The sequence below is a fragment of the Kibdelosporangium banguiense genome, from assembly GCF_017876405.1.
In the GTDB taxonomy this organism is placed as follows: Bacteria; Actinomycetota; Actinomycetes; order Mycobacteriales; family Pseudonocardiaceae; genus Kibdelosporangium; species Kibdelosporangium banguiense.
In genome coordinates, this window is the sequence record NZ_JAGINW010000001.1 from 6,033,739 (window position 1) to 6,057,965 (window position 24,227).

The following is a 24,227-nucleotide window of genomic DNA, read 5'->3' on the forward strand; positions in this document are numbered from 1 at the left end:
GTCACTCCTTCTCAATAGTGGGGGGATGGTCGTAGCGGTGCACCCCAGTGGCACCGCGTAAGAGCCATTGCTTGGTGGCGTCGGCCAGATACAGATGCAGCCCGGCGGGCACGCTGGTCAGGTCGCGCCGAAACGGGTTGTGTAGGCCCGAGGGCATCGCTACCGGGCGGTGTCGCCGACGTAGCCACGCCTCGGCACGGTGGTAGGCGACCGCGCACAGTCCGCCCATCGCGGCCCGGTCGTAGGTGTCGTGATGGGCCAGCATCACCGGGTCATAGCCGTGTTGCCGGATGAGGTCCCGGTGACGCAGCACGGCGGCCCGGTCGCGCAGCCGCACCGTCAGCCACTGGCCCTGGTCAAACAGCTTCATCCGGCCCCACCGGAAGCCGCGGCCCCAGGTCGAGGAATCCACGCTGTAGAACGGGAAGGCCCGCAGGAGATTCCACACGGTCATGCCGAACCCGTGGAACACCGCCCGTCCTTCGGCCAGCTGGAACGCCTTGACCAGCCACGGCGTCACGACGTTGACCGGGTTGCCCAGCAGCTTGCCCAACGCGATGTAGGTGTATCCCTCGTCCAGGTAGCGCTCAAGCCAGTACCACGGCTCACCGGTGTGGAACACCGGAAGCGGCTGCAAGCCCATGGCCTCCAGGCGTTTCTGGTTACGGTAGGTCGCTTCCGGTGCGCCGATCACGTCCAAATTGGAGTACACCGTCAGCTGGTTGTCCCAGCGTCGACACCAGGCCGCGTAGTCCTCCAGCGTCAAGTGAATGCCCAGCGTCCGGGCGGAGTGCGCGCCGGAGTCGCCGAACAACATCGGTGGCCCGCCGGGGAAGCGGCTCAGGAACTCGTCCATGCGCTTGACGCGGAAGTAGGCGTAGCTGCACAGCATCTTGAATGGCTCCGGCGCGCTCACGGGTCGACCGCCACCGTGTCCAGCAGCCGGTCCAGCTTTTCGACGTCGTCCTTACCCTCGTAGCGGTCCAACGCGGCCCGCCACCGGTCGAACAACTCCGCGCTGACCTTGAGCCGGATCTCTGGCAGCATCAGGGCGTCATTCGGTTCGCCGTGCTTGGCGGCTAGCTCCTCCAGCGTCGGCCGGTCTGCCATCACCCCGGCCAGGTCCTCCAGCTCCGTGGCGGTGAACCCGGTGCCGGCGACTCCGGCCGGGGCCGTGGCCAGCTCCTCCAGCACGGCCAGCAGCCGTTCGTCGTCCCACGCCGCGCGCTGCGCCGACCGGTTGTCCACCAGCAGGATGCGCCGTGCCCGGTCGTCGTCGACGTCGAGCACGAGCGCGGGCAGCTCGGTGAGCCCCTTCTCCCGCGCGGCGTGGTAGCGGTGTTCCCCGCCGATGATGTGGCCGCTGCTGTGCTGGACCAGCAGCGCCCCGAAGAACCCGTTTTCCTCGATGGACTCGCCGATCGCCCCGACATCGCCCCGGTTCGGGTTGTCCGGGTGCGGCTGGATCTCGTCCAAACGGACGGTCCGATACTGCTGAGAAAGGACCTTAGCCACTACTCCACCTTTCCTGGTCAATTCGCTGCGCGTAATCGGCCCGAATGGCGGCGCGGTCCGTTCAGGTGACTGGCCACGTATTCCTTGTCCCGGTCACGGCCTGCTGCAACCCTTTGAGGTGAACACGCGGGATGCAGCAACATTCCGCACCGTCACCTGAAAGGCTACAAATTGAATAATCACGCACGCGGCGAACGGATATACGGGAGCCGATTCAGTCGTGTCCAAACCATTCCGAAACTGGACGTCATGGCCGCGCGGATCATGGAGGACCTGTACGAACAGGCAGGGGGCGACCCTGTTCCGGCCGACATTCAGTTCAGTGTCCACGTCCGAGTCGACTACGAGCTATTGGTCCTTGTCGGCGGCCTGCGCGACGCCTTCGCCTACGCGGACACCATGGAGCCGTGCTACACCCCGCACGGCAAGGAATTGGCCGAATACATCGCCAACTTCGTGGAGTCCTACAATTGGTCAAACCCAGATGACCGGCACGATCGGCGATTTGTCCACTCGGTACGACTCTTGATGGAAGTCGAGTGGCGCACCATCTTCTGGACGCCGGGCGAGATCCGGCACTTGAGCGATTGGGCACACGCCGATCTCGCCGATCTCGGCTGAAACCACTTGAGGCACCAACGGGTGAGGTCCCGTCCGATGTGGACTAAGAAAGGTTTGTGCTGATACGACTGCGCCCCCGGTCAAATGGTGCAGCAACACCGTCCCGGGGGCGCAGCGCCAGAGCCCCTGAAAGGCTACGAACCTCAAGCCCTGGCGCCCGACAGACTACCGGCACCCCGTTCGCCACGTCAGCGCCGAACCGTTGGCACGCCACGCAATAGCCCCAAATGGCGGAGACCCCGTACAGACCCAAGGGGGAGGAGGTCTGTACGGGGTCTCAACGCCTGACAACTGGGTGCGGGCACAGGAGTACCTAGCCCCACCAGTATGCCCGTAATAGGTAGACCGGTCAACCAATTTCGGCGGGCTCGTGGCCGTGTCCTTGCGCGGCCAGGGTTTCGTGACGCAACTGCCGGTCCAGCGTGGCCGCCAGCTGTTGCCAGATCTCCGCGCCCCAGCTCTGCCCGCATCCCGCGCACACCACCGCGACCCGGTACGGGTCGATCGCCAGCGCGGACTGGCGCACGAAGTCTTCGTCGTCCTCGGACCACACCTGGACCGTGCAGGCCGCACACACGGGGCAGGTCTGGCCGCGCAGGGCGACCCGGGGCGGCGGGTCGAGTAGCTGGCGAGCTTGGCGTACCCAGTCCGATGTGGTCGCCGCCGCCCACACCACATAGTCGGGATAGTGGTGCTGCCAGGAGTCTGCGTGACCGACCCACAACCGAAGCCGTTCGGCCACTGTGTCCGGCTGGGCGTGCTCGTCGTGGCCCTGGCAGGCCCGGGTTACCTCCTGGCGGATCTCGGCCAGCAAGCTCACCGCGCCCAGCGAACCCGGCGGCCGTGAAGCATTACTGGACACCTTGCCGTTGCGTTCGTTGCCCGGCAGGACCGCCCCGGCCACCTGCTCCAACAAGCTGTGCACGACCGCGAGTTCAGTGGTGCCGTCCTCGCGGGTGATCGCCGCCTGACCGGGCTGGATCAGCTGGTCAACGCTGGCCTCCCATTCCAGGCGCGCGGCCAAGGCCTCATCTCGCGTGACCTCCTCCGCAGGCGGGCAGCCGGTGTGTCGGTCGTGGATGGTGGTCACGTCGGTACGTCCTCCGTGCTCGCAGGGGCAGATGTCTCCAGCGGGAGCGCGCCGCCGGCGGCGGTCGCCCGGGTGACCCGTTCCCGGTGCATGCCCTGGTAGCGGTCGCCGAACTTGCGGCAGGTCCGACCGACCGGCGCCCAGCAGCGGGCCACCGGGCAGGTCACCGACATGGCCGCGGTGCGTTGCGCGTTGTAGGTCCACCCCATCTCGGCGTAGATCGCGGCCATACCGCGTTTCGCTGCGGCCGTGGCCTTCGCGCGGTCGGTGGTGCCGGTGGGGAGCGCGGTCAGCCGTTCGGCACGATGGCGTTTGCTGTCGCGGATACGGACCAGGATGTCGGCGGGCGTGACCCGTTCCCTGCTGGTCTTGGCGTGTTCCAGGATCGCGGCTTCGCACTCGCCGTAGGTCACACCGGTCAGCGCGGCCTGCCAGGCGGCCACGTCGGCCTGGCCCACGGTGCGCTGGTCGAAACTGGCCGTCATGCCCAACAGCCGGGCCACTTCGGACCGGTCCAGGGTCATGCCACACCCGCCAGCACCTCTGCCAGCACACGCGGCCCGCCACCGTCCCCACTCCGGGATTCCCTGGCATCCCAAGAGATCGCCGACTGGCGGGCTTCCTCGGCGGCGTACTGGTCGGCCAGCGCGAACGCGGCGGCTACCCGCTCATCGGTGGTGGAACGCGACCGCCGGGCCGCAGTGGCGGCGATCATCGGCGCCCGGACCGCCTCGGCCACGAGGTCGGGCAACAGGCTGGTACCCAGTTGCTTGCCCGCCCACGCCCGCAGTCCCGCCGTGATGTGCCCGGGGTCGATGCCCTCACCGAGCAGCTTGGAGACCTCACGCGCCAGCTTGCCGGCGGTGGCCCGAGGCTGGCCCGGGATCTCCTCGGCGACCAGGCGGGCGGCGTCCTCGCGCGTGGACGCGTGTACGCGCGCACGCGGGTCGCCACCAACTACAGGTTCTTCCAACGTAGGAGGGGAGACCAAAGCCCCGTACCCCCTTCCCCCTTCCCCCAGGGGGCGCGCCGAACCCTTCGCCGAAGGGTTCCCGGAAGGGTTCGGCGAAGGGTCCTCGTCCTGGTCCTGGTCCTGGTCCTGCTGCGACTGTGGCGGCTCCACTGGGGCGCGTCGGCGACCGCTGGCCACGGTGGTGCTCTTGGTCTTGCGGGCACCGGCACCCGATGCGGCTTTGACGGCCGTGGGCAACGTGTTCGCGCCAGCGAGAAGCGCGGCGGCAGCAAGCTCCGGCCCGGCGCCCACGACGTCGACCGGCAGGCGCAGCAGCTCGGCCGCCAGCACACCGCGCAGGACCCCGCTGGTGATCAGGAACGCCTCACGCAATGCCCCCGCCAACACGTTGGGCTGCTTGTAGATGCCGTCCCGGCGGATCAACGAACGGATCAACACCTCTTCGGTGTTGTGGTCGCACGCCACGAACCGGGACGCGTCCAGCTCGGCCAGCGCCGCCGTGACCGTGTCCACCGTGGTGGTCGTGGACAGCGACGCCCACCGCTTGAGCCGCATGGGCAGCAAACCGGCATACGACAGATCCCGCTGCGACAACAGCAGGAAGTACAACCGCTGGGCATCACCAGACAGGTTCAGGAAATCATCATCGTCCCAAATGGACGCTAAGAGACGGGCATGGTCACGTGCCACGAGAATCCCCTAAAGATCAAGGTTGAACAGCAGGAAGTGCCAGCCGTGCACGGATACGCGCGGCGGTGTAAGTAGTCATGCCGGTCTGCGACGCGACCTCACGGTCAGCCAGACCCGCACGGTGCAGCCAAGTGACGACCAGCTCACGAGCCGTTGTAGATAGCTCCTCGGCGAGCAGGTCCCCGCGCAGGCACCGCCGGGCGGCTTCAGCGTCAGCGTGACCGGCCTGGCTGATCACGCCGTCCCGGCCGACGCCGCAGCGTCGGGCCTCAGCAGATCACGCAACGCGACCAGATCCAGGGCATAGATCGGCTGCCATTTGTTGGCATTGCGCGAGGCTGTGTTGTCGCACCGCGCGTAACGCCCCGTGGTCACCAGAATTCCTATGCGTAGCAACATGTTCACGGTCGCACCGCTCATGGACTGTGTCCGTACCCATGGCGGTACGAGTGCCCGCCACCGGTTGGCGGTGGTTTCGTAGAACGGGTCCATCAGCGCCGACCGAATGACGGCCTCGACTATGGCGTCCATGTGCGACTGGTTGAGCGGATCGATGACCAACAACCTGGTGATGCTGGCCAGCGTGTCGCCGTAGTCCAGTGGCAACGCCACCGCCAGGCGGGTGACCTCGTCCGCGATCGCCGCCGGATCGTTCGGGATCGGACGTGCAGGGCCGTCCGCTCCTCGTGACCGGCGCGTGCGCCGGACGGTCATGGGTTAAGCAACCGAAAAGTACGGACAGGAATGATGTCCTCGCACTCCCGGGCAACGTCCGGGTGCAGCTCGCGAACAAGTTTGTCCCGCAAGATGATCCGCTCGGTCTGCGTGTATGACACCACCGGCTGCCCGCCCAGAGTGCCGATTTCCGCAGTGCCCATGCGGGCCTTGATGATCCCCGCCAGGTCGTCATACAGCTGGGTGGCGAGCTTCTTGTCCTCTGCCGCAACGGCAAGAGCGTCCATGACCGTGTCCAAGCCGGTCAGCTCGACGACCTTCGCGGCCGGAGTGGTGGACTGCTCAGGGGGACTGGTGTTCTCGCGCGGAGTTGTAGGTGTAGTGGAAGCCATTGGCGTGCCGCTCCTTCGATGCCATGAACGCGGGCGATGAGAACGCGGGCGGCCGGTCACCTCATGCAGGTGCCCGGCCCCGGGTATGGCCGCCAGCCAGGCAGCGAGCAATGCACCTGGCGTGCTGGAAATGAGCGCGCGAGTACGCAACGAAGCCCCCTCCCGGTGCCTCGGCTAGCACGGCGCCCCCCGGCGCCGCAATCCGTAAACCGGACGATCATCCGGTGAGTCCACATTTCCGGATCTTGAGAGCCGTGTCAAGGATACTTCACAGTGAATGACGTTCGCGCCTTCTGGCTGCGCGCAGGTCGTCGCGCTACTCGTTACGCAGCGCGAAGAATCCAGACATACGCAGGTGTCTGGAGCCGGGCCGGACCTGCGATGATCTACGACCATGCAGACACCCGGACTGACCCGGGTGCACGATCACGCCTGCCGCCAGGTGGGCTAGCTGTCCCAGCGGATTTCACTCGGTTGGGCCAATGTAAGAAGGGGGAAACCGCGTGAAGTCAGGTTCCCACGCGAATCCGAAGTCTCATGTGCGGGCGCTGGTCGACAGTGATCCCCGGTCGGTCAAACAGATCGAACGCGACGCCGGGCTCAGGGAAGGCACCATCGCCTACTACCTCAAACCGTCCTCACCCGACACCAAGCGTCCGCCCTCACTCGACGTCGTAGAACGGTTCGCCGCCGCGCTGGGCGTTGACGTGCTCGTTGTCAGCAGAGCATTCATCCGTGACGCGGGCTTGCCGTCCGATGGCGAGGAGATCACCCCGGGAGAGCGGCAACTGATACAGCGCTACCGTGCCTTGACCGAGACCGACCAGGCACGATTGCGGGGCATACTCGAATGCTTCGAGCAGTTCCCCCACCAGGTCACACCGACTCAACACGCCGCCGGTTGCTAAGCGGCAACACAGTTGTGGTAACAACGATAGGGTCAAACACGAAAACTGTTCAGTGATCAACAATCGGTGCGTCCGGCGCCCCTGGGGAGGGAAGCCGGACACGCCAACAGGAGGGCACGCCTACCGGGGGGTGTGCAAAGAGAGGACGCGCAGTGCCCAGACATCCAATCGTGGTCTTCGTACCACCACGCAGCCTGCCACCTGATGAGCCCTACCAGCTCTTACGGAATCCCAACGGCACGCTATCGATCGCGGTCGACGAGAGCGCCACGATCACCGCTGGCTTCGTCCAACTCCTCATCGATGTCATCGCACGACGGGCGGCGTCTTCAGATGACGACTCGATAGGGACTTCCAATGTCGTTCCCTTTCAACGACGAACCTCAAGCCAGGGGCTCACGCGGCCGGCGAAACTACGTCGCGAACGCTGGACGTCCACTTCTTTCTATGCACGCATGGACATGTCGCCCGTGACGCCTAGCTCATGATCGAAGCGACAACCCCGGAACGTGATCCAGACTGACCTAATGTCGGGTCGAGCCCCGTGCACGTGACGGGGTGCGTTCACGACAGAAACTCCCCTGCGCTAAGGAACTGGCGTCCACGATGCCCAGGGCCGCGGTCCGCGTTCGCCGCGAAGGCAAGCCAGGCGATGCGAAGCCTGCTCGTGATACTTCGCTGGGTTTGCCACAGCCATCTGGGCGGCCATTGTGGTCATACGCAGTTCACGGATATCCCGCAACGTTGGGAAGCCCGACCAGTTGGTGACGTCGTGGCCGTATGCGGCCACGAACTCCACGTATTCTGCGGCTGGAGCCGACCCGAATGATCTGACCTTCATAGCGCTTTGGATTAGATCCCACTCAGGTGGGCCGAGTGAGCAACGTTCAAAGTCTAGGAGCACGCGCCTATGTGCCGTGACTGCAATGTTGCCGATCCATGCGTCGCCGTGTACGACGCTCGTCGGTAGGCCAGGAGGTAGGACCGCGTACTGTTTCCTTAGCGACTCAAGGTGCTCGCGTAGCCACTCGCGGTCGTCCTCGGCAAGGGTATCTGCACCCTCGATTCGTTCAGCGATGCGCACGAACGGGTCCAAACGCGGTAACGCGAACGCCGGTGGCGGGAGGCGGTGCAATTGCCGCAGCATCACGGCGACGTCCAGAGTGGAACCCTGAGTGTGCGGGGGCAACTCGTGCCAGAACGTCACCGCGCGGTCGTCAACTGCGATGGGCTGCTCGACATCCTGGAGAGGCTGGACAGCGTCAACGCCGTGCTCCTCCAACCATCTGGCAACAGCGACCTCCTTCGCTGCCGTGGCAAGTTGTCCTGTCCTAGTCACACGTGCCACGACACCGCCCGGGAGTCGATAGATCGCATTCTCACCAGACCGGATCAGTTCGGCACGGGAAGCATCCAGCCCGGCCTGTCGGCAAGCCACATGTAGCAACTCGATCTCTGTCATTTCGTAGCCACCAGGCCACCGATTCGGTTGCGAAGCTCGGCTACCTCAGTCACGTGCTCATGCTTGGCAGCCAGTCTCCGCAGCTCGCGCATATCGTCAACGGCGCGCCGGGAACGAACAGTGCCGGCGTCAGCGATCGCGCGAGAACCGATCATCGCGGCCTCGCAAGGATCACCTGTCACCATGACGAGGGCCGCCAGCTTGGTTCCGCTGATCGCGCGGGACCGTGGGTAGTCATCGCTGTGACCCGCTACCGCTGCGGCGAGCCGGTTACGCGCCTCACCAATGAATTGGCCCTGTACGGCGAGGTCCCACAGTGCGTGTCCAGTATCACCAGAGTGCTGGGCCGCGTCGTAATACCGCATCCACGGAGACTCGTCATTTCGGCTGATCTTGCTGAACTCTTCATCAGCCATCCCCACAGTCCCGACGGTGTCTTGTGCACGCTCCAGCTTGGCCAGCGCACGAGCACGAGCGGACAGCAACATGGCCCGTTCGGCTGGAGTCAGCCGGTCGGCACGGACCATTGCAAGTTCGACTAGCGTCAACCCATTGTCTGGATCACCACACCAGATCGCCTGGCGCGCCATTGAGGACAGCACCTTAGCTCGTAGATGCCAGTCTCCTGCCTCTTCGGCGCACGCCAGTGCAAGTCTGAACATCTTGCGGGCGTCTTCGTGGGCGTAGGCGTCGAACGCCATAAACGCGGCCGTGTTACCCAGGTAGCCGACAGATGAGTACAACTCGCTGCGAAGCCGTTCCGGACAACGCGCACCGAGCAGGTTCACGGCGTGGCGGAGCTGAGCCGCTACAGCTTCGCGCACCAGGCCTCCGCCATAGGTGTGATCCCAAGACGAGAAAACACGTGCTGCAGTCCGTACCTCTTCGATCTCGACTGTCCCGATGACCGAGGGCACAGGGGTGGGCTCGGACGTGGTGATCAGGTCGACGAACGCGACCGGCCCTGTCACGGCTGCAGCACCGACACCGAGGGCTGTCCGAAGAAACTCCTTGCGGTCCACGTTTGCCACAGTAGATGCAGTTCGGCGCGGCCTACGGAAACCGAGTTCGACGTATGTGCCCACCCCGAGTACTGCGCACAGTCCGTCACGGTAGTCCGTGCCTGGCCAGCGGAGCGCCCCCCGCTCCATCTTCCCGATGTAGTTGGCGGTCAGTTCAACGACCCGCTTGCGGTTCTCATAGACCCACGCGTTGACCAGTTCGGCCAGTTCCTGCCTGGTAAGCGGTTCGCCGCGCGCAGTCGGGGATTCCATCCGCTCCCGGGCCCGCCGAAGGTGATCGTTGGCTTCCCGCATGGCTGTCCCTTCGTGCTGACGGCAACGATCGTCCCACAATGCGTGGTTGCTCGCGCAAACCGAACTGCTCTGCAATCTGCCCTCAATCTGCCCCTTGACAGCTCCGTATCTGGTCGTCCCGATCTTCGCGTTGATCGTCAAGGCTGAGGAAGTCGGGCAATTCAGCCCTCGCAAGAGGAGGTGACGGCGTGGACGTGGCGTGGATGCGGCGAACGTCTCGGGAGGCGCGGCTCGCGCACAGCTTTGCGCAGATTGATCTGGACGCCGGGTACGTGGCGATCGAGCCGCTCGGCCGTTGTGGGCGGTTTTCGGTCGCTCAGTTGGTCGCCGTTCCCGATGACTACCCGGACCTGTGCCGGGCCTGCCACCACGCCATGAGGTCCGCTGTGGAGCGTGTTCCGTGAGCTGGGACGAGTACCGACCGACCCTCCCTGCGCGTCCTGCCCTTCCCTTGTCCGCCCGGATCATGGCGGCGACGATTTCCCGCACCTCGCCCGTGATCCGGCCTATGCCCGCGACCGACCTTTCGACACCTCGGCTGGTCGCGGGTCCTGATCTGGCGGCTGGCGCCGGTGACCGCGCCTCGGCGTCGGCCGCCGTCCATGGGGCGTCATGAACGCGGCCGGGAGCGTGGCTGGCGTCGTGGACGGGCGCCGCGTCCGAATGTGCAGCAAGAGCCGGTCACTGAGTTGTTGTGGGACGCAGTACCGACCCAGCCAATTACCGCGTGGTGGCTGGACGCGCCTACTCCGCCTATGCCGTACCGACCCATCACCTACCCAGACGGAATCCGTGTGCCGCCTTACCTGCAAAGGAGATCGCCATGGATCAGGCCATGGAGTCGGCTGTGGAGGTCGACACGGTCGTGACGGATATGGCGTGGATCGTGCGGCGGGACCGAGTGATTGCCGCGCTCACCGGGACGACGCTGTGGGCTCACGGCATGCCGGGGCGCTGTGCAGACTGGCAAGACCAGTAGCCGTGGACACCGCGGCAGGTCTCCTCCGTCAGATGGTGCACCGGCTTCCGTTGGATGCCAAGACTTTCCGGATCGACCGGGTGACGGTGTGGATCGCTGTGTGTGGCACGGCGGCGGCCCCGGTCACTCGGCCCGATCCGACCTGGCCGTACTGCCGGATCTGCTGGCCGATGTGCGGACCACTCCGATCTTCCCAGGCCAGCGCATGTTTGCTGCCCGGGATTTTGTTGGCAAAGAGAAGAAAGGACGATCCAGAGCTGTGAAGCAAAATCTGTCCGAGGTGGACTCATCTCGGAAAGCCCGCCCACGTTCGCGACGGTTAGCCGTGCGTGCGGTCCTGGCCGCAACAGCAGCCGTCGTGCTAGTGCCCACAGCGGCTGCGGCCGGTGAGACACCGGGCGGTGTGCAGCCGAACATCATTGGCGGGCATGCGGCCTCGGAGCCGTACCCTTGGATGGTGTCGCTCCAGATCAACTGGAAGGGCGACCCGAACTTTCACACCTGCGGCGGCGTGCTGCTGTTCCGCGACCAGGTGGTGACCAACGCGCACTGTGTCACCGATCCGCCCGGCCAGACCATTCCCGAGTTGGGCTGGCATGTGCGGGTCGGCTCGCACAACCGCACGACGGGCGGCGAAACCGCCGGCGTCACCAAGATCACGGTGCACCCGGAATGGGCCTGGGCAGCAGGCGCACCCCAGAAGCGGGTCGCCGACCTTGCCGTGCTCAAGCTGGACCGCAAGCTGAACCTGCAAACCATCGAGCTGGCCAGCACCCCGGCCAAGCCTGGTGACACAGTGCGTTTGCTCGGCTGGGGCATCACCGAGCCGGACGGCACCGGGCCGCTGCCCACCATGCTGCAGGAGTTGGACACGAGAGCGGTGCCAGCCTCGCAGTGTGCGGACGCGCTCATCTCCGGTGGGGAAAGCTGCATCGACAACCCGCACGGCACGGACGGACCGTGCAACGGCGACTCTGGCGGCCCAGCCCTGAAGAAGGAGAACGGCCGCTGGAAGCTCGCGGGCGGCGCCAGCCGTGGCGGCAGTCAGTGGTGCGGCACCATCAAGTCGGTTTACACCAGCTCGCCGGAGTACCGGCAGTGGATCTACGACACGGCACGCGGTGTGCCTGTTCCGTCGCCGGTTGGGGCGTTGCCGGTGCCGCCGAAAGACCCCGGGTACGGGTTGCCGTTCGATCCCGGCGGCGTGAGCTAGCCGCTCCGAGAAGGGGAAATTCTCGCCTGGCTTGGCCGGTCTAGCTTCCTCCTCCTGGGCTGGCCGGTCCTTCAGGCGAGGCAGCCAGGATGTGCTGCTGACGCGGCGGCACATCCTGGCAGGCCACGAACAATCGACGTCTGATGACGGGGGCACCCGTGTGGAGTCTGATCGGACAGTTCTGTGAGGCACTGCTGTTGCCTGCCATCGCCGGCGCGGTGGTCGGGGTCGCGCTGTCGTGGGCGAATCCGCACCGGGGGCCGTGCAGGCAGCCGCCTCCGGCTCCCAGATCTCGGCCGCCCTTATGAGCGTCCATCACCCGGTCCAGGGTATGACTCCGGTTTGCGCGCAGCGATTGCGGTGCAGATGGACACACTTTAGTCCGATGTGGATGGTCTCGTGACAGGCACGATTACCCGGACCAGCCCAGACCAGGGTGGCTGCCGGGAGTGGCGTGCGACTGACCTGCCCCCATGACCGACTGTGCCCACCATGCGAGACCATAGCCCGATCCTGAACCGAGCGGAGCGCACCCACCATGACCAACGCAACCGACACCCTGGCCGCCGAGTTGAGCGACCGATTCGCGGACGCCAAGCTACGCATCGGAACCCGTACCACTCCGCTCGCCAAGGCACAGACCCAACGCGTGATCGCCCAGATTGAACAGGTCGTGCCCGGCCTGCCGGTCGAGGTCGTGGCGATCCAGACGTCGGCCGACCTGTGGCCTGGTGACCTGTCGCAGTTGGGCGGCAAAGGAAACTTCACTAAGGAAATCGACAAATCGCTGATCTCCGGCAAGATCGACATCGCCGTGCACTCCATGAAGGACGTACCCGGGGACGTGCCCCTACCGAAAGGCACCGAGTTCGGCGCGTACCTGCACCGCGGGGACGTACACGATGTAGTGATCTCCCGTGACGGTCGCCCCCTGGCCGATCTCCCACCCGGCTCCAAGATCGGCACGTCGGCCGTACGTCGCCGAGCACAGCTGAGCCTCTACCGGCCCGACTTCACTATTGAACGTGTCCGGGGCGGCATCGACAGCCGGATCAAGAAATTGGACGCCGGGGAGTACGACGCAATCCTGTTGGCACGCACCGGGTTGCAGCGAATCAACCTGGACGACCGGATCACCGAAGTGTTGCCCGCTACATGGGCGGACGGGGCCACAATGGCCATGGTGCCCGCCGTGGGCGCGGCCGTAATCGGTGTACAGGCCAGGACATCGGACGAGCCGGTCATGCGGCTACTGGACGAGATCAACGACCCTGACACCGCCCTGCACATCACGGCCGAACGGACCATGCTGCATATGCTGCGTGGGCATTGCAACAGCCCAATCGCCGGACACGCACACACCACGGCAGACGGGCAACTGTCGTTGTTCGGAATGGTGTTCAACCGAGACGGTTCTCAGTGGGTCCGCTCGCACGGATGGGGACCGACCGACGACCCGGCCAGCTTGGGGGCCTGGGTAGCAGGGGACCTGCTGCGCCAAGGCGCACGACGGCTGATCACTGCCACCCGAAAATGAGGCGCATCCCGCCCGCGCACCCGGCCACAGCCCGCGGCCTGATTCACGACGATGCCGGGCGCTGGCTGATCGTCCGCCCAGTCGGTGACCATCGTTGGCACCTGCCGGGCGGACTGATCGAACAGGACGAGTCCCCGGCTGACGCCTGCCGCCGAGAACTCCGGGAAGAACTCGGCGTAGACCTCGCGCCCGGCCCGCTGTACGCACTGGGCTGGAACCCACCACGCCGACCCGGCCGCCACGCTCGGTTCTCGTTCATCTTCGATATGGGCACCCACAACCCCGACGCCCTCTCGCGCATGATTCGCCTGCAGACGCGCGAACTGGACATCTGGCAATGGTCACCCCCGGATGAGGCGCTGAGTGTTCTACACCGTGACGTGGCCGAGCGGCTGACCGCCGCCCGGACTACTCCGCCCAGCGCGGTCTACGTCGAGGCATCCGGCCATCCGTAACATGGTCGCGGAGGGCACACTTTCAGCCCTTGACCTGGGGAAACGGGTATCTGTGGCTAATGTGCTCAAGTGTGAACTTGACTAGGCCGACCGAGGGTGGGGGCACGAACCGCTTTTCCGTCCTCATCTGAGGGAGGTTCGCCCGCCCGGCAGGGCATATCTCTCAACAGAAAAGGAGACGCAATCACAGGCGAGAGCGTAACCACAAAGCCCGGGACTACGAGTACCGGCGAGGCGTGAAGACCACCCCGCGATCGGTCAGCCGGGTCTTGGACGACCCGACCAGCAGCAGGCATCGCATGTCCACTGTGGAACCGTCAAGCTCGCCCAACTGGGCGACGGTGATTGTCTCGGTTGGGTAGCCGACGTCCCGGCCGATCACTACTGGTGTGTCCGCGGACCGGTGTTCCAGCAACAGATCCCGGGCTGTCTCGACCTGCCAAGTACGGCTGCGCGACGCGGGGTTGTAGATGGCGATCACCAGGTCGGCGGCCGCTGCGGCGGACAACCGGCCGGCGATGACGTCCCAAGGCTTGAGCCTGTCGGACAACGAGAGTACGCAGTAGTCGTGCCCCAGTGGAGCCCCAACGCGACTGGCGACGGCGTTGGCGGCGGTCAAGCCGGGCAGGATCCGGACGGGAATCGATGAATACTCGACTGAATCCGCGACTTCCAGGACTGCGCTGGCCATGGCGAACACGCCAGGGTCTCCAGACGAGACCACGGCCACGCGGGAACCGCGAAGAGCCAGGTCGAGAGCGAAAGCAGCCCGCTCGGCCTCCACGCGGTTGTCTGAGGAATGCCGTTTCTGCCGAGGATTCGGGGGAACGCGGTCAACGTAAGGCCCGTACCCGACAAGATCGGTGGCTGTGGCGAGAGCGTCCTGAGCCTCAGGTGTCAGCCACTGGCGCCCAGCGGGCCCAAGCCCCACAACAACAACTTCACCCGCTGCCTCAACAACAGGAGGAGCAGCAACGGGAGCGCCAGCGCGCGTGGAGAGCAAAGCCAGGGAGAAATAAGGAACGGTCGAAGGATCAACGTCCCTCAGAGACTCCACACGCTGCTTGTCGGTAGTGGCCCGCTCGACATACCAAGCATCGTCAAGCCGCCCAGCCTCTTCCAAAGCCGAACGCACACCCGGAAAAGTACGCCCCAGCTTGATGATCGCAGCCGAATCGGTGTCGGCGAGCCGGGACGCGAGCACCGACGGATCCAAGGTTCCTGGAAGCACGGTAAGGATCTCATCCCGCTCCACCAACGGCCGCCCCAGCTCAGCCGAAGCGGCACTGACGGAAGTCACCCCCGGCACGACCTGAGTCGGATACCGATGCGCCAGCCGTTTGTGCAGATGCATGTAGGACCCATAAAAGAACGGATCCCCTTCAGCGAGGACAACAACATCCCGCCCGGCATCCAGGTGTGCGGCGAGCCGAGCCGCGCACTCCTCGTAGAAATCATCCAAAGCACCTTGATATCCACCCGGGTGCGAGGTGGTCTCAGTCGTGACCGGGTACATCAAGGGCTCTTCGATCTGCCCGTCCCGCATGTACTGCGCGGCAATGGAACGGGCGATGCTACGGCCGTGCCGGGCCATGTGGAAGGCGATCACGCCTGCTTCGGAGATCAGCCGTGCCGCCTTGACCGTGACCAGTTCCGGGTCGCCCGGCCCAAGCCCCACACCCCAGAGCCGCCCGTTCATTCCACCTCGCTAGCGATCGCGTTCACGGCCGCGGCGGTGATGGCGCTGCCACCCCGCCGTCCGCGAACAACCAGATATTCCAACCCTGAATCGTTGGCGGCCAAAGCTTCCTTGGACTCGGCGGCACCGATGAACCCCACAGGAATCCCCAGCACGGCAGCGGGCCGCCCCGCTCCCGACGCGATCATGTCCAGCAAGTAGAACAGCGCAGTCGGAGCGTTTCCAATTGCCACAACGGAACCTTCGAGCCGGTCACGCAACAACTCGAACCCGGCAACACTCCGGGTGTTCCCGAGCGACGCGGCCAACGAGGGAACCCGGGGATCGCCCAGCATGCAAACAACATCATTGTCCGCGGGCAAGCGCTTGCGGGTCACCCCGGCGGCGACCATCTGGGCGTCACAAAGAATCGGAGCCCCGCCTCGAAGGGCGGCCCGTGCCGAGGCAACGACTTTCGGCGAGTAGGAGATGTCGGAAACGAGGTCGACCATGCCACACGCGTGCACCATCCGGACCGCGACCTGCGCGACGTCCGGAGGCAGGCCGCTGAGATCCGCCTCAGCGCGGATCGTGGCGAAGGACTGGCGGTAGATCTCAGCGCCGTCCCGGATGTAGCCGGTCACCCATTCCTCCGATATCCCTCGCCTGTGGCGATCATTTCCACCACGTGCCCCGCCGGTCGACCGCACCGCCGCTCACACCCCGACCAGTGCACCGGCACGTCCTCAGTGCGATTCCGCACCCACGCAGCCGCGTCCGCCTGCACGTCGGCAAGGGATTTCGCGCAACCGGGCCGGCCCGTGCACGCGGTCACCCCGAGCCACGGCGACCGCGGATCGGTGATCAGGCCGGTGTCGGCCTGCCCAGGCACGACGACGCTACGCCAAGGAGTGATCCGAACCCAGGGTGCGATGTCACACAACACATCCGCTTGCTTTCGGGTGAGCCGTCCCAACGGAACCCCGGCCACAGTCAGATCGCCGGCCTGCCCGATCGGAGTCGCAACCGGTGGCGGGACTGAGATCAGATCGGCTCCGGGCGTACCCAGAGTGGAAGCAATCCGCCGAACCCCATCAGGAACCTCACTGATCCGCCAGGCAACGCCACGGATCGCCAGGAACTCCGACGCCGCCACGATCACCGCAGGCACCGGATCCGCGAACCGCAACCCGGTGTCGGTACCGGCGAGCAGCAAAGCGTTGCCGTGCAGCCCGATATCCCCGCCAAGACCGCTCACATCACCGCGACCATCGTCCACAGTGATCAGGAACCGCCCGGGTAACCCGGCCAGCGAAGGCTCCGCGCACAACGCGCGGTCCAAGGAATCCACCAAGTGTTGATCATCACCCAGGGGCGAGGCGATGATGTTGCGCACACGTTCATGGCTCAAAGACGGCAGAAGCCCTGCTTGCCACAGCCGGTCTGCCAGCTCGACCTCGGCCCCCGCTGCCAGCCCCCGGATCTGGATGTTGGCTCGCGAGGTCAGCTCCAGGCCACCGCTGCCCAACTCGGCGGAAGCCGTGGCAAGCACGCTGAGCTGGGCATTTGTCAGCGTTCCGCCGGGGACACGGACACGCGCCAAGCCGCCGTCCGCCGCCTGGTGCACGGCGATCGCGCCGGGACAGGCGTCCGGGCGCGATCGGTCAGCTGAGGCGGGCACGCGCCGGATGTTACGTCAGGGTGTACCGCGCTGATGGGCCTCACGGGTGAGGTGGCAGCCGGTGGTCAGGCTCAACGTGGTGTTCACGGCTGTGCCGAACCACAACTCGGCGCCGTAGTCGTTGCCGAACGTGACCTCGTGGTCGCTGGGCCGGTCGACGACAGTGCCCTGCCGGTTGAACCCGTACCGGCCGGCGATCGACTTGACCAGCTCCAGCGCCTCGGCCCATTTGGCGTCCGGCAGGTTGCCGGGTGAGCGGCCCGAGCTGAAGCGGCGTTTCTCCGCGCCCGGGATGTTCTGGAAGTCGCCGCCGCACGCCGACCCCGTGTACGCCTCGCCCTTGCCGGGCTCCCACGGCGCGATGCCGATCCGGCTGACCAGCTCAGCGCGGATCTCGTCGAGCATCTTGCGGGCGTCCGCCTCGGTCTGTTCGAGGTCCGGCCGCTTGCGCAGCTCGGCGTACGCCTCGTCCTTCGACATGGAGCCACCTTTCGAATCGCATGCTCCGGCGAGCAGGACAAGCGTGCAGAGCAGAGCGAACAATCGCATCAATACGTCCCTGGAATCGGCCAGGACAGGACATCGCCGGCACCCCGGCCGCTGTCGTGCACGGCACGTTCGGGCATCCCGCCGACCACGACACTCATGTTGTACTGACTGGTGCTCCTGTCGTCCATGTAGGCGCTGTGCCCGGTGGACTCGCTCAGATGACGGCCGTCGGGCAGGGTCGTCTCCCTGGCGGACACGTGGCCCATGCCGTCCATGTGACTGGGGTCGATCCCGAAGTAGCCGAGGTCGCCGACCGGGTCGTTGCGGGCCTCGATGTAGTACGCGTTGCCGGTCGGGACGTTGATCTTGTCGACATCGCTGGTGCCGAGCCCTGGTGAGCCGTAGAACACGGCGTTGTCGACGCCGGTGTTCTGCTGCAACGCGATTCCGGTCGTGGTGGAGCCGTAGGAGTGGCCGAGCGCGGTCAGGTTCGGGTCCTTGTCCCGCGACGCGTCGATCCCGTTGAGGAACGGCGCGAGCTTCTTGGCGCCTTCCTGCGCTGAGTGGTCGCTGGCCACGGTGTTCTCGTCGAAGAGCACGCCACCGACGCTCAACTGTGGGGCTTGGTAGCCGATCCACGTGACCGTCGCGACCGTGCCCTCCTTGCCGTAGCGCTCCAGCTCCTCCTGGGTACGCAGCTGCAACTGCTGCATGGAGTTGTCGTAGCCGTCCATGCTGCCGTTGACCGTCGACGTCAGGCCGGGCGTGAACACGGCGACGTGGTCGGCTGTGTCGATGTTGCCGTTGGCGATCGCGGCCTCGGCACGTTCGTTCGACATGTTCAGCAGCAACAGCTGGCGCTCACCGGGCTTGTTCAGGGTCGACTCGATCTTGTTCAGCGAGTCCAGCTTGGCGTTGACCTGGTCGAGTTCGGCGTCGGCGTTGGTGAACGTGCCGCCGAACCAGTTGTCGTCCAGGTCTGCTTCCAGCTCACGCTTGCGGGCCTCGAGCTTGGCGCGTTCGTCGTCGAGCCGGTTGCGGTTAGCCTCGTCACGGGCCTCGCCGGGCACGCCGTCGAGGTTGCCGATCCAGTCCGGGTGGTCCTTGATGAGCTGGGCACGTTCCGCGTCCGACAGCGAGTCCCACCAACCCGCGTTGTCCCAAGGAGATCCGCCTTTGGGCGGCTCCAGTGTGGACAGCCCGCCCTGTTTGGCGCCCGCGTCCAGCGCGGCTTGCAGGGAGGTGGCGCCCTGGTCGTCGATCTGGCCGCGTTCGGCCTTGCTCAGGATCGCGGTCAGGTCGGCGTCGATGTCGTTCGCACGGCGTAGCGCCTGCTCGACGCGGTCCACCAGCTCGGTCTGGACCCGTTGCCGTTCCCGGAAGTACTCGTCGATGTGCTTCGGGTCGTGCACGGTCTCCGGCGCGTTGTCGACCACGGTGCCGTCGTCACGGATGATGAAGTGGTGGTGCTGGGCGATGTCGTCGGTTTCCTTCACCGCGTGCGACAGGGCTTCCACCGCGTCGGCGGCCTCGCCCATGCCACGGCGGACCGCGGCCACGCCGGCGACCAGCTTCTCCATCCGGTTGTTGAGGTCTTCACGCTTTTGGCGGGCGGCGTCGGCGGACTGCCCGGTCCAGCCCTGCGGGCTGCCGGACGCCGCGAGCTCGTCGCTCAGGCCGAGCAGCTCGTCACAGCGTTTGTTGAGGTCGCCGACCGCGGTGTCCAGCGGGCCGGAGTTCCATTTGCGGACATCGCCGTAGGCCACCATGTCGCTACCCCAACCCTTGGAAGTCGGCCCTCGCGGCTTCCTCGCTGGCGGCGTAGTGATCAGCCGCGGTCGACAGGTCCTTCGCGTAGCCGTTCGCGTCCGAGCTCCAGGCTTTCACCTGATCAGCCCAAGTTTTGGCCAGGGCGTCCGCGGCCGGGCCCGAGGTGCTGCCCGGCATGGCTGTGTCCACATCGTCGACCGCACCGCCCAGGTCGACCTTGCCCGCTGCCGCGGCCGCGTCACCCGCCGCGGTGGACGCCTTGCGCATCGACTCGATCACGACCTCGTAGCCCACGAGCGGACAATAACGGACTTCACACTCTCCAGCCGGTCTTTCGGGCAAACGAGACCCGGTCAGCGGGTATGGTCAGTCCGAACGGCGTGTCAGGAGGAAACCGGTGTGAGTCCGGTGCGGTCCCGCCACTGTCACCAGGGCGACCTGGGAGCCAGATACTCCTGCGCGGTGTCCCTGCGTCTCGGGGCGAGGACCTCGGGGGAGTGGAGTGTGCTGCGTGATCCTGCTGCTGTCGACCTCTGACACCGACTTGCTGTCCGCCCGTGCCAGCGGCGCCGGCTACCGGTTGGGCAACCCGGCCCGGCTCGGTGTCGACGACCTGCCCGAGCTGGTCGACGGCGTCGACCTCGTGGTTGTCCGCATCCTTGGCGGCCGCCGTGCCTGGGAGGAAGGCCTGGACGCGCTGCTCGCCGGGCCGCGTCCGGTGGTCGTGCTCGGCGGGGAGCAGCAGCCCGACGCGGAGCTGATGGAGCTGTCTTCGGTGCCCGGCGGCGTGGTCGCCGAGGCGCACGCCTACCTGGCGCACGGCGGGCCCGCGAACCTCACCGAGCTGTTCAACTTCCTCTCCGACACCGTGCTGCTCACCGGTCTCGGATTCGCGCCACCGGAGCCCACGCCCACCTGGGGCCTGCTGGAGCGCTCGACCACGGGCACAGGGCCTGTCGTGGCGGTCCTGTACTACCGCGCCCACCACATGGCCGGGAACACGGCTTTTGTGCACACGTTGTGTGACGCGATCGAAGAGGCAGGCGGCCAAGCGCTGCCGGTCTACTGTTCGTCGCTGCGTACCGCCGAGCCCGAACTGCTTGCCACGCTGGGCAAAGCGGACGCGCTCGTGGTGACTGTGCTGGCAGCGGGCGGCACCAAACCTGCGGCCGCGTCGGCCGGTGGTGACGAGGACGCGTGGGACGTCGGCGCGCTCGCCGCCCTGGATGTGCCCATCCTGCAAGGACTTTGCCTGACGTCGAGCCGCGCGAGCTGGGATGAGAACGACGACGGGCTCTCCCCGCTGGACACCGCGACTCAGGTCGCGATCCCGGAGTTCGACGGCCGGATCATCACGGTTCCGTTCTCCTTCAAGGAGATCGACCCCGACGGTCTGACGGTGTACGTGGCCGACCCGGAGCGCGCTGCACGAGTCGCGGGCATTGCCGTGCGGCACGCGGCGCTGCGGCACATCCCACCGGCCGAGCGTCGGATCGTGATCATGCTCTCGGCGTACCCGACCAAGCACTCCCGGATCGGCAACGCGGTCGGCCTGGACACCCCGGCGAGCGTGGTCCGGCTGCTGACCGCGATGCGGGAACGCGGTTACGACGTGGGCGACCTGCCAGGCCTGGATTCGCTGGACGGCGACGCCCTGATCCACGCGCTGATCGCGGCAGGCGGGCAGGACGCGGACTGGCTGACCGAGGAGCAGATCAGCGGCAACCCGATCCGGATCTCGGCGGCCCGCTACCGCGAGTCCTACTCGAAACTCCCACAGGACGCGCGTGCGCAGATCGAGCAGCACTGGGGCCAGGCGCCCGGTGAGCTGTTCGTCGATCGGTCGTCCGATCCGGACGGTGAGATCGTGCTGGCTGCCCTGCAGGCCGACAACATTGTGGTGATGGTCCAGCCGCCGCGCGGGTTCGGCGAGAACCCGATCGCGATCTACCACGACCCGGACCTGCCGCCCAGCCACCACTACCTGGCCGCGTACCGCTGGCTGGCCGAAGAGTTCGGCGCGCACGCGATGGTGCACGTCGGCAAGCACGGAAACCTCGAATGGCTGCCGGGCAAGACCGTCGGCATGTCCGCCGGATGCGGCCCGGACGCGGCGCTCGGCGACATCCCGTTGATCTACCCGTTCCTGGTCAACGACCCCGGCGAGGGCACACAGGCCAAGCGCCGCACGCACGCCACACTCGTCGACCACCTGGTGCCGCCGATGTCCCGGGCCGACAGCTACGGCGACATCGCACGCCTGGAGCAGTTGCTCGACGAGCACGCGAACATCGCCGCGATGGACCCGGCCAAACTGGCGGCTGTCCGGGCCCAGATCTGGACCTTGATCCAGGCGGCCAAGCTGGACCATGACCTGGGCCTGGAGGATCGGCCGCACGACGCCGAGTTCGACGACTTCCTGCTGCACGTAGACGGCTGGCTCTGCGAGATCAAGGACGTGCAGATCCGTGACGGCCTGCACGTCCTGGGCGCCGCACCCGAGGGCGAGGCTCGCGTCAACCTGGTGCTGGCGATGCTGCAGGCCCGGCAGATGTGGGGCGGTCAGGTCGCCGCGCTGCCCGGCCTGCGCGAGGCGCTTGGTTTGTCCGAAAAGGACTCCGACCGCACCGCGACCGACACTGTCGAGGCGGTCGCCCGAGCGCTTGTCCAGGGCATGGAGGACGCCGGCTGGTCGGCCTCGGCCGCTGCTGGTGTCGTCGCTGAGGTGCTTGAGCGTTCGGACGACGTGGTCACCGAGATCCTCCGGTTCGCGGCCGTCGAGGTCGTGCCCAGGCTGGCCCGGACCACCGACGAACTGGACCACGTCCTGCACGCGCTGGACGGCGGCTACATTCCGGCCGGGCCGAGCGGGTCGCCGTTGCGTGGTCTGATCAACGTGCTGCCGACCGGCCGCAACTTCTACTCGGTCGACCCGAAGGCGGTCCCGAGCAGGCTCGCGTGGGAGACCGGCCAGGCCATGGCCGACTCGCTGCTCGCGCGCTATCGCGAGGACACGGGGGAGTGGCCGCCTTCGGTCGGACTGTCGATCTGGGGCACGTCAGCGATGCGGACGGCCGGTGACGACATCGCCGAAGTGCTTGCGCTGATCGGTGTCCGGCCTGTCTGGGACGACCAGTCCCGGCGGGTGTCGGGCCTCGAAGTGATCCCGCTGGCGGAGCTGGGCCGTCCCCGGATCGACGTGACCGTGCGGATCAGTGGTTTCTTCCGGGATGCGTTCCCGCACGTGGTGGCGTTGCTGGACGACGCCGTGCTGATGGTCGCCGCGCTAGACGAGCCGCTGGACAAGAACTTCGTCCGCGCGCACGTGCAGGCTGACCAGCAGGAACACGGCGACTCGCGTCGTGCGACCATGCGGATCTTCGGGTCCAAGCCGGGTGCGTACGGTGCCGGGCTGTTGCCGCTGATCGACAGCCGGAACTGGCGTGACGACGCCGACCTGGCCGAGGTCTACGCGGTGTGGGGCGGTTACGCCTACGGCCGGGACCTGGACGGAGTCCAAGCACGCCAGGACATGGAGACGTCATACCGGCGGATCGCGGTGGCAGCAAAGAACATCGACACACGTGAGCACGACATCGCCGACTCGGACGACTACTTCCAGTACCACGGTGGCATGATCGCGACAGTGCGGGCGTTGACCGGCAAGGCCCCGGCGGCGTACGTCGGCGACAGCACCCGGCCCGACGCGGTGCGCACCAGGACACTCAACGAGGAGACCACGCGGATCTTCCGGGCCCGGGTGGTCAACCCGAGATGGCTCGCGGCCATGCGGAAACACGGCTACAAGGGCGCTTTCGAACTCGCGGCCACAGTGGACTACCTGTTCGGCTACGACGCCACAACCGGAGTGGTGGCCGACTGGATGTACGAGCAGTTGGCCGCGAGTTACGTCCTCGACCCGGAGAACCAGAAATTCCTGGCCGAGTCGAATCCCTGGGCACTGCACGGCATTTCCGAGCGTCTGCTGGAAGCCGCCGACCGCGGCATGTGGCAGCACCCCGAGCAGAGCACCTTGGACGCTCTGCGGTCGGTGTACCTGAGCACAGAAGGTGATCTAGAGGCCGGGACCTGACGGTTCCCGTTCGGCTCGTTTCCAGTCGATCAGCACTTGTTCCGGTGTGTCCGGGTCGACCACGACCGGTATCGACGCGCCGGGGCGGAGCATGCCGACGAGGTGGTACGGCGGCGCGTTGCGGACGGTCACCGGATACTCCGGCAATTCGTCGACGGTGACCGACATCCCGATCCGCAGCACCTGGCGGCCGTTGATGCTGGAGCTGGTCGAGTCGATCGACTCGACGGTCGCCCTGGCCGCGATGCCGTGGTCCACGAGCCGGTTCACTTTTCGCACGTGCCGCGCCACCAGGAACGCGACGATCAGGCAGATCGGTCCCCACGGGCTGAGTGACAGCGATGTGACCCATAGTCCGCGCGGCACGTCGGCGACCTGGCAGACCAGGAGGAAACCGAGCAGCAGGACACCGGCTACCGCCAGCACCGTCGGCCCGAGGTAGCTTTTGCGTGGCAGGCTTGTCTCCATACCTGTCATGGAAGCAGGACCGCCCGGGCATTTCACCGGAATGTTCCGGAAGTCCGCCCTATCGTGCCGGGCGCGTGTAGCGATGTTTGACGCCAATGGGAAAGTACTCGGGGTCGCCCGCCGGGCACAGCATCACTTCTGGGAGCTGTTGTCGGGGCGGAGTGCCGGCGTGGCCTCTCAGGCCTTCGAGATCCTCTCTTGCTTGGCGAGGACGCGGATCGC

25 protein-coding genes and 1 riboswitch are annotated in these 24,227 nt (G+C 66.3%); of the genes, 8 read left to right on the forward strand and 17 right to left on the reverse strand.

The features are described 5' to 3' along the window. Position 1: 1 nt before the first annotated feature. Both JOF56_RS28470 and JOF56_RS28475 read right to left on the reverse strand, forming a co-directional pair. Positions 2-916: a hypothetical protein gene (locus JOF56_RS28470; RefSeq protein WP_209642559.1), complete on the reverse strand. Its 915-nt coding sequence runs from the start codon at positions 914-916 to the stop codon at positions 2-4. Continuing rightward, positions 913-1,515 (reverse strand): ParB/RepB/Spo0J family partition protein, encoded by a 603-nt coding sequence (locus JOF56_RS28475; protein ID WP_209642560.1) that lies wholly within the window; start codon positions 1,513-1,515, stop codon positions 913-915. Before JOF56_RS28475 ends, JOF56_RS28470 begins: the two co-directional genes overlap by 4 nt. Before the next feature lie 249 nt (positions 1,516-1,764). Between JOF56_RS28475 and JOF56_RS28480 the strand changes: the two genes are divergently transcribed. After that, entirely contained in the window at positions 1,765-2,136 is a 372-nt protein-coding gene (locus JOF56_RS28480) for a hypothetical protein (RefSeq protein WP_209642561.1), read from the forward strand. Positions 2,137-2,485: 349 nt separating this feature from the next. Here JOF56_RS28480 and JOF56_RS28485 read toward each other — a convergent pair whose 3' ends face one another. Genes JOF56_RS28485 through JOF56_RS28510 form a run of 6 tightly spaced genes read right to left on the reverse strand, consistent with a single transcriptional unit; the run spans position 2,486 to position 5,956 of the window. Continuing rightward, the gene (locus JOF56_RS28485; RefSeq protein ID WP_209642562.1) at positions 2,486-3,226 is read right to left on the reverse strand and encodes a DUF7341 domain-containing protein; all 741 of its coding nucleotides are present in this window, start codon (positions 3,224-3,226) and stop codon (positions 2,486-2,488) included. Continuing rightward, positions 3,223-3,750 carry a hypothetical protein gene (locus tag JOF56_RS28490; RefSeq protein ID WP_209642563.1) on the reverse strand — a complete coding sequence of 176 codons (528 nt, stop codon included), beginning with the start codon at positions 3,748-3,750 and terminating at the stop codon, positions 3,223-3,225. Before JOF56_RS28490 ends, JOF56_RS28485 begins: the two co-directional genes overlap by 4 nt. Then, complete coding sequence (locus JOF56_RS28495; protein WP_209642564.1) at positions 3,747-4,889, reverse strand: hypothetical protein; 1,143 nt, start codon at positions 4,887-4,889, stop codon at positions 3,747-3,749. The genes JOF56_RS28490 and JOF56_RS28495 overlap by 4 nt, the downstream gene beginning before the upstream one ends. Positions 4,890-4,905: 16 nt before the next feature. Then, the gene (locus tag JOF56_RS28500) at positions 4,906-5,127 is read right to left on the reverse strand and encodes a hypothetical protein (protein ID WP_209642565.1); all 222 of its coding nucleotides are present in this window, start codon (positions 5,125-5,127) and stop codon (positions 4,906-4,908) included. Next, positions 5,124-5,603, reverse strand: coding sequence for a hypothetical protein (locus tag JOF56_RS28505; RefSeq protein WP_209642566.1), 480 nt, complete (start codon positions 5,601-5,603; stop codon positions 5,124-5,126). Before JOF56_RS28505 ends, JOF56_RS28500 begins: the two co-directional genes overlap by 4 nt. Next, positions 5,600-5,956, reverse strand: coding sequence for a hypothetical protein (locus JOF56_RS28510; protein WP_209642567.1), 357 nt, complete (start codon positions 5,954-5,956; stop codon positions 5,600-5,602). The genes JOF56_RS28505 and JOF56_RS28510 overlap by 4 nt, the downstream gene beginning before the upstream one ends. A 503-nt stretch (positions 5,957-6,459) precedes the next feature. Between JOF56_RS28510 and JOF56_RS28515 the strand changes: the two genes are divergently transcribed. Continuing rightward, positions 6,460-6,864: an IolE/MocC family protein gene (locus tag JOF56_RS28515; protein ID WP_209642568.1), complete on the forward strand. Its 405-nt coding sequence runs from the start codon at positions 6,460-6,462 to the stop codon at positions 6,862-6,864. Between the two features lie 586 nt (positions 6,865-7,450). On the opposite strand, the gene JOF56_RS28520 is transcribed toward JOF56_RS28515, so the two are convergent. Both JOF56_RS28520 and JOF56_RS28525 read right to left on the reverse strand, forming a co-directional pair. After that, positions 7,451-8,326, reverse strand: coding sequence for an aminoglycoside phosphotransferase family protein (locus tag JOF56_RS28520; RefSeq protein WP_209642569.1), 876 nt, complete (start codon positions 8,324-8,326; stop codon positions 7,451-7,453). Continuing rightward, positions 8,323-9,642 (reverse strand): NsdA family TPR-like regulatory protein, encoded by a 1,320-nt coding sequence (locus tag JOF56_RS28525; protein ID WP_245378435.1) that lies wholly within the window; start codon positions 9,640-9,642, stop codon positions 8,323-8,325. Before JOF56_RS28525 ends, JOF56_RS28520 begins: the two co-directional genes overlap by 4 nt. A gap of 188 nt (positions 9,643-9,830) precedes the next feature. On the opposite strand from JOF56_RS28525, the gene JOF56_RS28530 reads away from it, so the two are divergent. From JOF56_RS28530 to JOF56_RS28550, 5 genes are all read left to right on the forward strand, one after another. Further along, positions 9,831-10,046 carry a hypothetical protein gene (locus tag JOF56_RS28530; RefSeq protein ID WP_209642570.1) on the forward strand — a complete coding sequence of 72 codons (216 nt, stop codon included), beginning with the start codon at positions 9,831-9,833 and terminating at the stop codon, positions 10,044-10,046. A gap of 419 nt (positions 10,047-10,465) precedes the next feature. Beyond that, positions 10,466-10,621, forward strand: a complete 156-nt coding sequence (locus tag JOF56_RS28535) for a hypothetical protein (RefSeq protein ID WP_209642571.1) — start codon at positions 10,466-10,468, stop codon at positions 10,619-10,621. 403 nt (positions 10,622-11,024) lie between these two features. Next, positions 11,025-11,834, forward strand: coding sequence for a S1 family peptidase (locus JOF56_RS28540; RefSeq protein ID WP_372448393.1), 810 nt, complete (start codon positions 11,025-11,027; stop codon positions 11,832-11,834). Positions 11,835-12,372: 538 nt separating this feature from the next. Next, positions 12,373-13,371, forward strand: a complete 999-nt coding sequence (gene hemC, locus JOF56_RS28545) for a hydroxymethylbilane synthase (protein WP_209642572.1) — start codon at positions 12,373-12,375, stop codon at positions 13,369-13,371. After that, a complete protein-coding gene (locus JOF56_RS28550) occupies positions 13,368-13,826 on the forward strand; it encodes an NUDIX domain-containing protein (RefSeq protein ID WP_209642573.1) in 459 nt (152 codons plus the stop codon). The genes hemC and JOF56_RS28550 overlap by 4 nt, the downstream gene beginning before the upstream one ends. Before the next feature lie 217 nt (positions 13,827-14,043). On the opposite strand, the gene JOF56_RS28555 is transcribed toward JOF56_RS28550, so the two are convergent. From JOF56_RS28555 to JOF56_RS28580, 6 genes are all read right to left on the reverse strand, one after another. After that, a complete protein-coding gene (locus tag JOF56_RS28555) occupies positions 14,044-15,525 on the reverse strand; it encodes a precorrin-2 C(20)-methyltransferase (RefSeq protein ID WP_209642574.1) in 1,482 nt (493 codons plus the stop codon). Continuing rightward, positions 15,522-16,148 (reverse strand): precorrin-8X methylmutase, encoded by a 627-nt coding sequence (locus tag JOF56_RS28560; RefSeq protein ID WP_209642575.1) that lies wholly within the window; start codon positions 16,146-16,148, stop codon positions 15,522-15,524. The genes JOF56_RS28555 and JOF56_RS28560 overlap by 4 nt, the downstream gene beginning before the upstream one ends. Then, on the reverse strand, positions 16,145-17,185 hold the full coding sequence (locus JOF56_RS28565) for a ferredoxin-like domain-containing protein (RefSeq protein WP_307855295.1): 1,041 nt from the start codon (positions 17,183-17,185) through the stop codon (positions 16,145-16,147). Before JOF56_RS28565 ends, JOF56_RS28560 begins: the two co-directional genes overlap by 4 nt. Positions 17,186-17,200: 15 nt before the next feature. Next, positions 17,201-17,665 carry an LppA family lipoprotein gene (locus tag JOF56_RS28570; protein WP_209642576.1) on the reverse strand — a complete coding sequence of 155 codons (465 nt, stop codon included), beginning with the start codon at positions 17,663-17,665 and terminating at the stop codon, positions 17,201-17,203. Between the two features lie 68 nt (positions 17,666-17,733). Next, the gene (locus JOF56_RS28575) at positions 17,734-19,443 is read right to left on the reverse strand and encodes an alpha/beta hydrolase (protein ID WP_209642577.1); all 1,710 of its coding nucleotides are present in this window, start codon (positions 19,441-19,443) and stop codon (positions 17,734-17,736) included. 4 nt (positions 19,444-19,447) lie between these two features. Next, positions 19,448-19,738, reverse strand: coding sequence for a hypothetical protein (locus tag JOF56_RS28580; protein WP_209642578.1), 291 nt, complete (start codon positions 19,736-19,738; stop codon positions 19,448-19,450). 93 nt (positions 19,739-19,831) lie between these two features. Further along, positions 19,832-19,899, forward strand: a riboswitch (cobalamin riboswitch). A gap of 56 nt (positions 19,900-19,955) precedes the next feature. On the opposite strand from JOF56_RS28580, the gene cobN reads away from it, so the two are divergent. Next, entirely contained in the window at positions 19,956-23,537 is a 3,582-nt protein-coding gene (gene cobN, locus JOF56_RS28585) for a cobaltochelatase subunit CobN (RefSeq protein ID WP_209642579.1), read from the forward strand. Here cobN and JOF56_RS28590 read toward each other — a convergent pair. Continuing rightward, the gene (locus JOF56_RS28590; protein ID WP_209642580.1) at positions 23,520-24,005 is read right to left on the reverse strand and encodes a DUF3592 domain-containing protein; all 486 of its coding nucleotides are present in this window, start codon (positions 24,003-24,005) and stop codon (positions 23,520-23,522) included. The two genes, cobN and JOF56_RS28590, sit on opposite strands and share 18 nt — an antisense overlap. Between the last annotated feature and the right edge of the window lie 222 nt (positions 24,006-24,227).